8 protein-coding genes and 3 tRNA genes are annotated in these 12,715 nt (G+C 69.0%); 8 read left to right on the forward strand and 3 right to left on the reverse strand.

All coding sequences use genetic code 11. The features are described 5' to 3' along the window. Positions 1-394 precede the first annotated feature (394 nt). The 3 genes from AC1P0E_RS10090 to AC1P0E_RS10100 all read left to right on the forward strand — a co-directional run bounded on the left by AC1P0E_RS10090 (position 395) and on the right by AC1P0E_RS10100 (position 6,006). Positions 395-1,591, forward strand: coding sequence for an NAD(P)/FAD-dependent oxidoreductase (locus AC1P0E_RS10090; protein WP_482741830.1), 1,197 nt, complete (start codon positions 395-397; stop codon positions 1,589-1,591). Between the two features lie 10 nt (positions 1,592-1,601). Next, complete coding sequence (locus AC1P0E_RS10095) at positions 1,602-2,543, forward strand: sigma-70 family RNA polymerase sigma factor (protein WP_482741831.1); 942 nt, start codon at positions 1,602-1,604, stop codon at positions 2,541-2,543. 487 nt (positions 2,544-3,030) lie between these two features. Then, positions 3,031-6,006, forward strand: a complete 2,976-nt coding sequence (locus AC1P0E_RS10100; protein ID WP_482741832.1) for a carbohydrate binding domain-containing protein — start codon at positions 3,031-3,033, stop codon at positions 6,004-6,006. Positions 6,007-6,221: 215 nt separating this feature from the next. On the opposite strand, the gene AC1P0E_RS10105 is transcribed toward AC1P0E_RS10100, so the two are convergent. The 3 genes from AC1P0E_RS10105 to AC1P0E_RS10115 all read right to left on the reverse strand — a co-directional run bounded on the left by AC1P0E_RS10105 (position 6,222) and on the right by AC1P0E_RS10115 (position 6,613). Continuing rightward, positions 6,222-6,295: transfer RNA gene (locus AC1P0E_RS10105), tRNA-Ile, on the reverse strand. A 167-nt stretch (positions 6,296-6,462) separates the two neighbouring features. Continuing rightward, positions 6,463-6,535, reverse strand: a tRNA-Asn gene (locus AC1P0E_RS10110). A 5-nt stretch (positions 6,536-6,540) separates the two neighbouring features. After that, positions 6,541-6,613, reverse strand: a tRNA-Asn gene (locus AC1P0E_RS10115). 214 nt (positions 6,614-6,827) lie between these two features. On the opposite strand from AC1P0E_RS10115, the gene AC1P0E_RS10120 reads away from it, so the two are divergent. The 5 genes from AC1P0E_RS10120 to AC1P0E_RS10140 all read left to right on the forward strand — a co-directional run bounded on the left by AC1P0E_RS10120 (position 6,828) and on the right by AC1P0E_RS10140 (position 12,703). Further along, positions 6,828-7,127 carry a YtxH domain-containing protein gene (locus tag AC1P0E_RS10120; RefSeq protein ID WP_482741833.1) on the forward strand — a complete coding sequence of 100 codons (300 nt, stop codon included), beginning with the start codon at positions 6,828-6,830 and terminating at the stop codon, positions 7,125-7,127. 76 nt (positions 7,128-7,203) lie between these two features. Beyond that, the gene (locus tag AC1P0E_RS10125) at positions 7,204-8,640 is read left to right on the forward strand and encodes an FGGY family carbohydrate kinase (RefSeq protein WP_482741834.1); all 1,437 of its coding nucleotides are present in this window, start codon (positions 7,204-7,206) and stop codon (positions 8,638-8,640) included. 119 nt (positions 8,641-8,759) lie between these two features. Then, positions 8,760-10,493, forward strand: coding sequence for an ABC transporter ATP-binding protein (locus tag AC1P0E_RS10130; RefSeq protein ID WP_482741835.1), 1,734 nt, complete (start codon positions 8,760-8,762; stop codon positions 10,491-10,493). Continuing rightward, the gene (locus AC1P0E_RS10135; protein WP_482741836.1) at positions 10,490-12,433 is read left to right on the forward strand and encodes an ABC transporter ATP-binding protein; all 1,944 of its coding nucleotides are present in this window, start codon (positions 10,490-10,492) and stop codon (positions 12,431-12,433) included. The genes AC1P0E_RS10130 and AC1P0E_RS10135 overlap by 4 nt, the downstream gene beginning before the upstream one ends. A 6-nt stretch (positions 12,434-12,439) precedes the next feature. Beyond that, positions 12,440-12,703 (forward strand): hypothetical protein, encoded by a 264-nt coding sequence (locus AC1P0E_RS10140; protein WP_482741837.1) that lies wholly within the window; start codon positions 12,440-12,442, stop codon positions 12,701-12,703. The last annotated feature ends 12 nt before the right edge of the window (positions 12,704-12,715 follow it).

The following is a 12,715-nucleotide window of genomic DNA, read 5'->3' on the forward strand; positions in this document are numbered from 1 at the left end:
CCTGTTGCCGCAGTTTTACGTGGCATTGCCCGTGGAATTCAACTCGGCGCTCTCGACGTGCGATTGCCTCGCTCACTGGTTTCGGAAAACGCGGCCGACCGCCCGGTCCGCTACGTCGTCGACGACAGGAACAAGTGGCACTCGATGAGGCCGCCGCTTCGTCGCCATCGTCCTCGCGCGGGTACGACGGCGGCAAGAGAAGCCATCCGATGTGACGACCCTCGAACGCCCACGGAGGGCCACCCCCCGTTTCGACTGCCCAAGACAGGCCCAAGTGTCTGTCGGAGGCTCAGCCGCTCGCCTCAGTTCAGTGACCCGCGTCACACCCGGCTCCTGTCAGCAATCGGGGCGCCGTCTCGTTCAAAGGGCACGCGAACGAGACAGGAGCAACGCCATGAAGCACCGCATCGTCGTACTGGGCGCCGGATACGCCGGGGCCTTCGCCGCCGGAAACCTGGCCCGCCGGCTCTCCCCCGCCGACACCGAGATCACCGTCGTCAACGCCGTGCCCGACTTCGTCGAGCGGATGCGGCTCCACCAGCTCGCGATCGGCCAGGACCTCGTGTTCCGCAAGCTCGCTGACGTATTCGCGGGCACCGGGGTGCGGCTGCGCCTGGCGCGCGTCACCGGCGTCGACCCCGACCGCAGGACCGTCGCCGTGACCGGCGAGGACGGCGACGGCGAGCTCACGTACGACACGCTCCTCTACGCGCTCGGCAGCTCCATAGCCCACCACGGCGTCCCCGGCGCGGCCGAGTACGCCTTCGATGTGACCGGCCGGTCCTCGGCGCTGCGTCTGCGTGAGCGCCTGGCCGGCCTGGGCGAGGGCGGCACCGTGCTGGTCGTCGGTGAGGGGCTGACCGGCATCGAGACCGCCACCGAGTTCGCCGAGTCCCGGCCCGACCTCTCGGTCGCGCTCGCCGCCCGCGGCGAGCTGGGCGCTTGGCTCTCCCCGAAGGCCCGCCGTCACCTGCGCCAGGCCTTCGACCGGCTCGGCATCACCGTCCACGAGCACACCGGCATCGAAGCCGTCGAGCCGACACGGGCGATCGCCGACCGCGTCGCCGGGCCGTCCATCCCGGCCGACGTGACCGTGTGGTCGGCCGGGTTCGCTGTGCACCCCATCGCGGCCGCCAGTGGCCTGGAGGTCGCCGAGACCGGCCAGATCGTCGTCGACCGCACCATGCGCTCGGTCTCGCACCCGGACGTCTACGCCGCCGGTGACTGCGCCTACGCGATCGGCGAGAACGGCCGGCCGCTGCCGATGTCCTGCGCCTCGGCCGGCTTCACCAACATGCAGGCGACCGCCGCGATCATCGCGCGCCTGACGAGCAGCAAGGTCCCGACCACCGGGCTGAAGTACCACGGCAACCACATCAGCCTCGGGCGGCGGGACGCGATCTTCCAGATGGTGGACGGGGACGCCCGGTCGAAGTCCTGGTACCTGGGCGGCCGGACCGCCGCGCGGCTCAAGTCGGGCGTGCTCAAGGGGGCCGGGTGGGGCATCGCCCACCCGACCTTCGGCATGCCGAAGCGCAAGCGCCGCCTGGCCACCGCGCCTGACCGGACCGGTGTGAGTGTCGCCGCATAGGCTGCTGCGCATGGACAGCGCATCCATCGATCGGTTCGAGGCCGGCCGGGGCCGGCTGGCCTCGCTCGCGTACCGTCTGCTCGGCTCGGCCGCCGACGCCGAGGACGCCGTGCAGGACACGTTCCTGCGCTGGCAGGCCGCAGACCGCGAACGGGTCGAGGTGCCGGAAGCGTGGCTGACCAAGGTCGTCACCAATCTCTGCCTCGACCGGCTCCGCTCGGCGCAGGCGCGCCACGAGCGGGCGGCCGGTGCCTGGTTGCCCGAGCCGCTCCTCGAGGGCGACCCGATGCTCGGCCCGGCCGACACCTTCGAGCAGCGTGAATCGGTGTCCTTGGCCGTACTGACCCTCTTGGAGCGCCTCTCGCCGGTCGAGCGGGCCGTCTACGTCCTGCGTGAGGCCTTCTCGTACGGCCACGCCGAGATCGCCAGGATCCTCGACATCACCGAGTCCGCGAGCCAGCAGCATGTCCACCGGGCCCGGATCCGGGTCGCCGCCGAGCGCCGCCGCGGCGGCGGCGAGGCCGACCCCGCGTCCGCGCGCCGGATCGTCGAGGAGTTCCTCGCCGCCGCCATGTCGGGGCGCACCGAACGGCTGGTGGCGCTGCTCACCGACGACGTGACGGCGGTCTCGGACGGCGCCGGACTGGCCAGGCGGCTGTTGCGGTACAAGACGCGCGAGCGGGTCGCCTCCTACGTGCGGGCCGGCTTCAAGCCCACGGCGGCGAAGCGGCGGCTGGCCGGCGGCTCGCCGGCGTTCCATTTCGCGCTGGTCAATGGGTCCCCGGCTGTCCTCGCCGTGGTCGACGACCGGGTCGTGGGCACCGTGGTGTTCGAAGTCAGCGACGGCAAGGTCGCGTCCCTGCGCGGCATCGCCGCCGGGGACCGGCTCGCGCGCCTCAACGAGGCATGGCGGCAGCACGAACCCGACGCGCCGGTGATCGACGCATGGTGACGAGAGCAACTGCGGCCAACTACGAGTGGTCACGGAGGGCTGACCAGGGCGGATCCGAGCGCCCCTGCCACCTATCGCTCGACGTCACAAACACCCCCGCGCCGACGGGAAGGACAGCTCCCTAGGCCGGTTCGAGGGGTACCCCGCTCCTGTCGGACGGTTGGGTCGGCGGGTGGTGGACTCGCCCGTCCGCGTCGGCACCTGAGCGCCGTGCGCATCCGGATCCCGGTGCGCCGCGGACCCGCCGGCAGGACGGCCACCTTCTCCTGCCGCAGCTTCTGCGGAACCTCTTTACGCAAACGTGAAGCACGAGTAACTTCCCGCTGCCGTAAGGAGTTTCTGCAAGTTTCCGCTTGCCCTTCCAGTACGTGGACGCGTGCTGGCCCCTGAGGCGCGTCAGGGAGAGGTGACCGGGCAGGGCGTACCCCCACGGACGCCTGAAGCGCCAACTACCGCGGCTCTGCCGCGGCCCTCTCTGGAGAGACGTATGAAACGCACTCGCACACAGCGGCTCAGAAGGCCGCCGGCCGCTGCCGTGGCCGCCGGCGGCATCCTGGGCCTGCTGACCGCGATACCCGGCGCCCCCTCGCCCGCGACCGTTCCGGTCGCGGCTGCCGACAACACGGCCACCGTCTTCTACTACACGAAGACGAAGAACTGGGCCCAGTACAACCTGCATTACGCGCCGGACGGCGGGCCCTGGACCAGCGTGCCCGGCGTGAGGATGGAGGCGGCCTGTACGGACTGGGTCAAGAAGACCGTCACGCTCGGCACCGCCGCGGGTATGAAGGCCACGTTCAACAACGGCTCGGGCACCTGGGACAACAACGCGGGCAAGAACTACGACCTGGGCACCGGCGCAATCACGGTCAAGGACGGCGTGATCGCCCACTCCGACCCCTGCGCCGGCGACCCGGACCCTGGCGCCGGCAACAAGGCCACGGTCTACTACTCCACCCAGACTCTCGCCTGGACCACCGCCAACCTCCACTACCAGCCCTCGGGAGGAGCGTGGACCACCGCGCCCGGCCTCGGCATGCAGAGCGCGTGCACCGGCTGGTGGAAGAAGGACGTCGACCTCGGCACGGCCGCCTCGATGAAGGCCGCCTTCAACAACGGCAACGGGGTGTGGGACAACAACAACGGTGGCGACTACACGCTCGCGGCCGGAGTGAGCACGGTGAAGGACCGGGTGGTCGTGAAGGACGCCGCAGACCCCTGCGTGGCCGAGGTGCCGGACACCGAGGCGCCGACCGCCCCCACGAAGGTGACGGCGAAGGCCGACGGAGTGGCCGTCATCCTGACCTGGGAGCCGTCCACCGACAACAAGAAGGTCACCAAGTACCAGGTCACCCGTACCGGGGGGACCAAGGGCACGATGGTCACCGACGTGAGTTCCACGGTGCTGTCGGTGGCGGACCTGGAGGAGAAGACCGCCTACACCTTCACCGTCAAGGCGGCCGACGCGGCCGGCAACCTCTCCCCGGCGTCGGCGGAGGCCACCGCGACCACCGGCGACAGACCGCCCGCTCCCGCGCAGGGCAAGCCGCTGGGCACCGACCCGCGCAAGGACCCGATCTACTTCGTCCTGACCGCCCGCTTCAATGACGGCGACAGCTCCAACAACCGGGGCGGCAGCCAGCACGAGAGGTCGGGCAACGCCGCCGACAACGACCCCATGTTCCGCGGTGACTTCAAGGGCCTGGTCAACAAGCTCGACTACATCAAGGGCCTGGGCATGTCGGCCATCTGGATCACCCCGGTGGTCCTGAACCGGTCCGACTACGACTACCACGGTTACCACGGCTACGACTTCTACAAGGTCGACCGGCGCCTGGAGTCGTCCGGCGCCTCCTACCAGGACCTCATCAACGCCGCCCACGCCAAGGGCATGAAGATCTACCAGGACGTCGTGTACAACCACACCTCGCGCTGGGGAGCCAAGGGCCTGTTCACCCCGAAGCACTACGGGGTGCGCGACGCGCAGTGGAGCGGGTACTACGACGAACCCAACGCCTCCTTCGAGTACGACGGCCTGTCCGTGGAGCCGAAGTCCGGCAAGTCGTACTACAACGGCGACCTGTGGTCCACCGAGCAGCCCACGGGCAACACCTGCGTGGGATGGGGCAACCAGGTGGGCACATCGCCCGAGGGTTACCGCATCTACAACTGCCAGTGGCCCAACGCCACCTCCGGCATGTGGCCCAAGGACACCTACCACACCTGCTGGCTCGGGAACTGGGAGGGCGAGGACTCGCGCTCCTGCTGGCTGCACGACGACCTGGCCGACCTCAACACCGAAAGCGCCAAGGCCCAGAACTACCTGATCGGCGCCTACAACAAGTACATCGACATGGGCGTCGACGGCTTCCGCGTCGACACGGCCGTCCACATCCCGCGCACCACCTGGAACCGCCGCTTCCTGCCCGCCATCCAGGAACGCGTCACCCAGCAGCACGGCGCCGAGGCCGCGAAGAACTTCCTCGTCTTCGGCGAGGTCGGCGCCTTCGTCAACGACAAGTGGAACCGCGGCTCGGTCAACCACTCCGCGCAGTTCTTCACCTGGAAGGAACGCAAGGAGTACAGCGCCGACGACGCCAAGGCCGCACTCGAGATGTACGAATTCGAGAACACCGCCGGCACCGCCGCCCAGCCCAAGTCCACGAACGCGTTCCTGGAGGGCAACGCCTACCACGCCCCCGATCACAGCAAGTTCTCCGGCATGAACATCATCGACATGCGCATGCACATGAACTTCGGCGACGCCAAGAACGCCTTCAACAACGGCAAGGACTCCGACGACTCCACCAACGACGCCACCTACAACGTCGTCTACGTCGACAGCCACGACTACGGCCCCAACAAGAGCGCCGAACGCTACACCGGCGGCCCCAGCGCCTGGGCCGAGAACATGTCCCTGATGTGGACCTTCCGCGGCATCCCCACCCTCTACTACGGCTCGGAGATCGAGTTCCAGAAGGGCAAGAAGATCGACTGCGGGCCATCCTGCCCGCTGGCCACCACCGGCCGCGCCTACTACGGCGACCACCTCCAGGGCGACGTGAAGGCGTCGGAGTTCAGTAAGATCGACTCCGCCACCGGCGCCGTCGCCGAAACCCTCTCCCAGCCCCTGGTCAAGCACCTCCAGCGGCTCAACGAGATCCGCCGCGCCATCCCCGCCCTCCAGACGGGCCAGTACTCCACTGCGGGTATCACCGGTGAGATGGCCTACAAGCGCCGCTACACCAGCGGCACCTCCGACAGCTTCGCCCTGGTCACCGTCACGGACGGCGCCTCCTACACCGGCATCCCCAACGGCACCTACAAGGACGCCGTCACCGGAGACACCAAGGTCGTCACCGACGGCAGGCTCACCGCGGCCGCACCCGGCAAGGGCAACCTGCGCGTCTACGTCCTCAACGGTCCCGGCAAGATCGGAACCGACGGCCCGTACCTGAAGTAGCCGGGCGCGCGTAGGGAGACCGGGGGCCGACAGCGAACGCTGCCGGCCCCACACCACTGCGACGACAGCCTGCCACTACCGCCTCGGCCGGCTGGATGGACCGCGACGACAACATCCCCGGGGCTAAGTCCTGAGCAGCGGATTCACTCCGTTGAACCAAAGCGCTCCGCTCCGACCTCCGAGGAAACGTTTCCGCAGTTCAGGGCCACATGCGGTGGGGCGGGTGGGACTCGAACCCACGGCCGACGGATTATGAGTCCGCTGCTCTAACCGGCTGAGCTACCGCCCCTAACGGCGCGTCGCGCACATTTGTGCGCGCCGTCTGCCGCAGCATAGCCGCTCATACGATCTCCTGCCTCGGGTGGTCGGCTACGCATGACCATGAGGACCGCGCTGCCGCCTGCGCGGTTGCAGGAGATACGAAAAAGGACCCCTGAGGGGCCCTTTTTCTTGCCGCTCCCCCGACTGGACTCGAACCAGTAACCCTCCGGTTAACAGCCGAATGCTCTGCCAATTGAGCTACAGGGGATCGCGCTCCCCCGACTGGACTCGAACCAGTAACCTGCCGGTTAACAGCCGGCTGCTCTGCCAATTGAGCTACAGGGGATTGCTGCGTTGCACCGAACGTACCCACCGGATGGCGTCCCGGGGGGCGTGTGCTCGCTGCGACACATACATTAGCGCAAGCAGGGGGGTGCTCCGCCAATCGGTATCCCCCGGACTGATCACGGGTGCCCACGGGTAGGCGGCCAGCACAGCCCCGTGGTCCGAAGCTCCCCCCGGCACCAGGGGACCGCCGACGCAAGAGAAGGGTGACAGCCATGCGCTACCGGCTCACATTCATCGCCGGACTGGCCCTCGGGTACGTGCTCGGGACCCGTGCCGGTCGTGAGCGTTACGAGCAGCTGAAGAAGTCCGCACGCCAGGTCGCCCAGAACCCCGCCGTGCGCAACGCCGCCGAGTCCGCCGCCCACAACGGCCGCGACTTCGCGGACAAGGCGCTCCATACCGTCAGCGACAAGGTCGGGGACCGGATGCCCAGTTCGGTGAGCGAGCGCGTGCGTTCGCTGCGCGAGCGGGGGCAGAGCGGCGAGGACGACTGGGGTACGACCAACACCTAGCCGGCACCTGGCCCCCGCCCGGCCCCGTATCCCGGCACGGCGCGTGCCCGGCTGCGCATGCGGCAGAATCTGAGGCATGGGGATAGTCGCCGGCTTGGACAGTTCGTCTGGTTCTACGCGCATCGTCGTGTGCGATGCGGATACGGGTGCCGTGCTGCGGCAGGGCTATGCCCCGCACCACGTGGAGGCGAAATCCACCGAGGCCGATCCACAGGTGTGGCTCCTCTCGCTGGGCGAGGCCGCGGCCGGCGGGCTGCTCGAGGGCGTACAGGCCATCGGCGTATCGGCGCAGCAGCACGGCATGATCCCGCTCGACGCCCACGGCTCGTCGGTACGTCCGGCGCTGCTCGGCAACGACAAGCGGGCCCAGGTCGCGGCAGCCGACCTGGTCGACGCGCTCGGCGGGCGGCAGGCCTGGGCCGAGGCCGTCGGGTCCGTGCCGACGGCTGCGCAGCCGGTCGCGAAGCTGCGCTGGCTGGCGCGCGACGAGCCCGAGTCGGCCCAGCGCACCGCCGCCGTGATGCAGCCGCACGACTGGCTGGTGTGGCAGTTGCTCGGGCGCCCGGCCCGGCGGACCACCGACCGGGGCGCGGCCTCGGGGACGGGTTACTGGTCGGCTGTCACCGGGGCGTACCGGCCCGATCTGGTCGAGCTGGCGCTGGGGCACCAGGCCGCGCTGCCCGAGGTGCTCGGGCCGTCCGACGCCGCCGGCACCACCCCCGAGGGGTTGCTCATATCCGCCGGGACCGGCGAGACGATGGCCGCGGCCTTCGGGCTGGGCGTCGGGGTCGGGGATGCCGTGGTGTCGCTCGGGGCCTCGGGGTCCGTGATGGCCGTGCATCACGAAGGGCTCGCCGATTCGAGCGGGCTCATCACATCGTTCGCCGATGCGACCGGGATGCATCTGCCGGTCGTGCACACGCTCAATGCCGTACGGGCGCTGCGAGGCACCGCTGATCTGCTGGGGACGGACCTCGACGGGCTTTCGGAGCTGGCGCTCAAGTCGTCGCCGGGGTCGTACGGGCTCGTGCTGCTGCCGTATCTCGAAGGTGAGCGTACGCCGCAACTTCCGCACACCGCCGGGACCTTGAGCGGGCTGCGGCGCGAGTCGATGAAGCCCGAGCACCTGGCGCGGGCGGCCTTCGAGGGCATGCTGTGCTCGCTGGCCGACGCCATGGACGTACTGCGGGCACGGGGCGTGGAGGTGCGGCGGGTGTTCCTGCTCGGGGCCGCCGCCGAGCTGCCCGCCGTGCAGGCGGCGGCGCCCGCGATCTTCGGTACGCAGGTGGTCGTGCCACAGCCCGCCGAGTACGCGGCGCTGGGCGCAGCCCGGCAGGCGGCGTGGGCGCTGGGGGTGGCTCAGGGCACGCTGGCGCCGCATTCCCCGCCGGCCTGGCAGGGCGCGGCGGCGCAGGTGCTGGAGCCGGGTGACGAGCTGGCGGTCGGGCAGGCGGTGCGCCAGCAGTACGGGGCGACGCGGGACCAGATCCACCCCGGGGCGTTCGGCGGCTGAGCGGGCGGGCGGCTGCCTTCAAGGCTTGACCCGGCGATGGGTTAATTCTTTGGAATTACCGGGGCCCGGTGTCGGAGTATGGGGCGAACCCCGATCTTGCCGACCCCGAGAGACTCCGCGTGCTCATAAGACTCCTACGGGCCCACCTCCGCCCGTACAAGAAACCCATCGCCCTGCTCGTCCTGCTGCAACTGCTGCAGACCTCCGCCACGCTCTATCTGCCCACCCTCAACGCGGACATCATTGACAACGGTGTCGTGACCGGGGACACCGGCTACATCCTCGAGTTCGGCGGCATCATGATCGCCGTCAGCGTCGTCCAGGTGATCTGCAGCATCGGTGCCGTCTACTACGGCGCGCGGACCGCCTCGGCGCTGGGGAGGGACGTGCGGGCGGCCGTTTTCGAGCGGGTGCAGAGCTTCTCGGCGCGGGAGGTCGGGCGGTTCGGGGCTCCCTCGCTCATCACGCGTACGACCAATGACGTCCAGCAGGTCCAGATGCTGGTGCTGATGGCGTTCACGTTGATGGTGTCGGCGCCGATCATGTGCGTGGGGGGCATCGTCATGGCGCTCGGGCAGGACGTGCCGCTGTCGGGGGTGCTGCTCGCGGTCGTTCCGGTGCTCGGGATCTCGGTGAGCCTGATCGTGCGGCGCATGCGGCCGCTGTTCCGCGCGATGCAGGAGCGGCTCGACACGGTCAATCAGGTACTGCGTGAGCAGATCACCGGCAATCGCGTCATCAGGGCGTTCGTGCGCGACGAGTACGAGAAGGGACGCTTCCGGGAGGCGAACACCGCGCTGACGGATGTGTCGCTGTCCTCGGGGCGGCTGATGGCGTTGATGTTCCCGATCGTGATGACGGTCGTGAACGTCTCCAGCATCGCGGTGGTCTGGTTCGGCGCGCACCGGATCGACAGCGGCGGCATGGAGATCGGGGCGCTGACGGCGTTCCTCGCGTACCTGATGCAGATCGTGATGGCCGTGATGATGGCCACCTTCATGTTCATGATGGTGCCGCGCGCCGAGGTGTGCGCCGAGCGCATCGAGGAGGTGCTGGACACGGCTTCGAGCGTCGTACCGCCGGCCGGTCCGGTACGGGAACTGCGGCGGCACGGGCATCTGGAGCTGCGGGGCGCGGAGTTCCGTTATCCGGGCGCCGAGGAGCCGGTGATCAGGGACATCGATCTGGTGGCCCGCCCCGGTGAGACGACGGCGATCATCGGGTCGACGGGCAGCGGGAAGTCGACGCTGCTCGGGCTCGTGCCTCGGCTGTTCGACGCGACGGGTGGGGAAGTGCTGGTGGACGGGGTCGATGTCCGGACCCTCGATCCGGTGCTGATGGCGAAGACGGTCTCGCTGGTGCCGCAGAAGCCGTATCTGTTCTCCGGGACGGTCGCGACGAATCTGCGGTACGGGAAGCCGGACGCCACGGACGAGGAGCTGTGGCACGCGCTGGAGGTGGCGCAGGCGCGGGAGTTCGTGGAGGGGCTGGACGGCGGGCTGAACGCGCCGATCGCGCAGGGAGGTACGAACGTCTCGGGCGGGCAGCGGCAGCGGCTCGCGATCGCGCGGACGCTGGTGCGGCGGCCCGAGATCTATCTGTTCGACGATTCCTTCTCCGCGCTGGACTACACGACGGACGCGGCGCTGCGGGCCGCGCTGGGGCGGGAGACGGCCGAGGCGACGGTGGTGATCGTCGCCCAGCGGGTGTCGACGATCCGCGACGCGGACCGGATCGTGGTCCTGGACGAGGGCCGGGTGGTCGGCACGGGCCGCCACCACGAGCTGATGGAAAGCAATGCGACGTACCGGGAGATCGTGCTCTCCCAGCTGACGGAGGCTGAGGCGGCATGAGCGGGCCTGGTGGACGCATGATGGCCGGCGCCGGGGGCCCGACCGAGCGGTCGATGGACTTCAAGAATTCGGGGAAGCGGCTGCTGCGGCAGTTCGCTCCCGAGCGGGTCACGTTGTGGTGGATGCTCGCGGCGGGTGTGCTGAGCGTCGCGCTTTCGGTGATCGGGCCGAAGATCCTGGGGCGGGCGACGGACCTCGTCTTCGCCGGAGTCGTGGGCCGGCAGACGCAGGACGGGAGCAGCAAGGCGCAGGTCGTCGACAGCCTGCGGGAGAAGGGCGACGACGGGCTCGCGGACATGCTCTCCGGGGTGGCCTTCACTCCCGGACAGGGCATCGGCTTCGGGGCGGTCCGCGACGTACTGCTGATGGCGCTCGCGGTCTATGTGGGCGCGGGGCTGCTGATGCTGGTGTCGTCGCGGCTGTCGATCCGGATCATCAACCGGACCGTGTTCCGGATGCGTGAGGACGTACAGGCGAAGCTGTCGCGGCTGCCGCTGAAGTACTTCGACCAGCAGAAGCGCGGCGAGGTGCTCAGCCGGGCGACGAACGACATCGACAACATCTCGCAGACCATGCAGCAGACGATGGGGCAGCTCATCAATTCCCTGCTGACCATCGTGGGCGTACTGGCGATGATGTTCTGGATGTCGCCGTTGCTGGCGCTGGTGGCGCTGGTGACCGTACCGCTGTCGGTGGTGGTGGCGGCGAAGGTCGGCAAGCGGTCGCAGCCGCAGTTCGTGCAGCAGTGGAAGACCACGGGCAAGCTGAACGCGCACGTCGAGGAGATGTACACCGGTCATGCGCTGGTGAAGGTCTTCGGGCGGCAGGACGAGTCGGCGCAGGCCTTCCGCGAGCAGAACGACGCGCTGTACGAGGCCGGGTTCAAGGCACAGTTCAACAGCGGGATCATGCAGCCGCTGATGTTCTTTGTCAGCAACCTGAACTACGTGCTGGTGGCGGTGGTGGGCGGGCTGCGGGTCGCGTCCGGCGCGCTGTCGATCGGTGACGTGCAGGCGTTCATCCAGTACTCGCGGCAGTTCTCGATGCCGCTGACGCAGGTCGCGTCGATGGCGAACCTGGTGCAGTCGGGCGTCGCCTCGGCCGAGCGGATCTTCGAGCTGCTGGACGCGGAGGAGCAGGAGCCGGATGCGACGGGGGGCGCAGTACTTCCGTCGTCCGATCCGGTGGGGCGGGTGTCACTCGAGAAGGTCTCTTTCCGGTACGAACCGGACAGGCCGCTCATCGAGAACCTGTCGCTCGCGGTCGAGCCGGGGCAGACGGTCGCGATCGTCGGGCCGACGGGTGCGGGCAAGACGACGCTGGTGAACCTGCTGATGCGGTTCTACGAGGTGACGGGCGGCCGGATCACTCTGGACGGTGCCGACATCGCGAAGATGACGCGGGAGGACCTGCGTTCGGGCATGGGGATGGTGCTTCAGGACACCTGGCTGTTCGGCGGGACGATCGCCGACAACATCGCTTACGGGGCGGCGGCTTCGCGGGAGGTCACGCGCGAGGAGGTCGAGGAGGCGGCGCGGGCCGCGCATGCGGACCGTTTCGTACGGACGCTTCCGGACGGGTACGACACGGTGATCGACGACGAGGGGTCGGGGGTCAGCGCGGGCGAGAAGCAACTGATCACGATCGCGCGGGCGTTCCTGTCGGATCCGGTGATCCTGGTCCTCGACGAGGCGACGAGCTCGGTCGACACCCGGACGGAGGTGCTGATCCAGAAGGCGATGGCACGGCTGGCCCACGGCCGTACGAGCTTCGTGATCGCGCACCGGCTGTCCACGATCCGGGACGCAGACGTGATCTTGGTGATGGAGAATGGGTCCATCGTTGAACAGGGGACGCATGACGAACTGTTGATGGCCGAGGGCGCGTACGCGCGTCTGTACGCGGCGCAGTTCGCTCAGGCGGTGGCTGAAGTGGACTGACTGACCATGACGGAGAACACGGCGGGGAGCGCGGCGGAGGACGCCGAGAGCGTTGACTCGGTGACGACGACTGCCGAGAGGGGTGCCATATCGGGCATCGCTCTCGGACTGTCGCTCGGGATGACGTTCGGAGTCGCTTTCGGGATGCTGCTGCTGGACAATCCGGGGACGGGGATCGCGTGCGGCATGTGCATCGGCGTGGGGATCGGAGCCACGATCGACGCGCGCAGGAAGAAGGCGGAGGACGACGCGGCCGGGCCGGCCGACTGACCGCCCGACTGA

The organism is Streptomyces sp. TRD_SC_5 (assembly GCF_056836825.1).

Bases quoted from the DNA above. Each gene is read 5' to 3' on its own strand.
- AC1P0E_RS10095 (WP_482741831.1), top strand. From the start codon at position 1,602: ATGGACAGCGCATCCATCGATCGGTTCGAGGCCGGCCGGGGCCGGCTG.
- AC1P0E_RS10100 (WP_482741832.1), top strand. From the start codon at position 3,031: ATGAAACGCACTCGCACACAGCGGCTCAGAAGGCCGCCGGCCGCTGCC.
- AC1P0E_RS10120 (WP_482741833.1), top strand. From the start codon at position 6,828: ATGCGCTACCGGCTCACATTCATCGCCGGACTGGCCCTCGGGTACGTG.
- AC1P0E_RS10140 (WP_482741837.1), top strand. From the start codon at position 12,440: ATGACGGAGAACACGGCGGGGAGCGCGGCGGAGGACGCCGAGAGCGTT.
- AC1P0E_RS10125 (WP_482741834.1), top strand. From the start codon at position 7,204: ATGGGGATAGTCGCCGGCTTGGACAGTTCGTCTGGTTCTACGCGCATC.
- AC1P0E_RS10135 (WP_482741836.1), top strand. From the start codon at position 10,490: ATGAGCGGGCCTGGTGGACGCATGATGGCCGGCGCCGGGGGCCCGACC.
- AC1P0E_RS10090 (WP_482741830.1), top strand. From the start codon at position 395: ATGAAGCACCGCATCGTCGTACTGGGCGCCGGATACGCCGGGGCCTTC.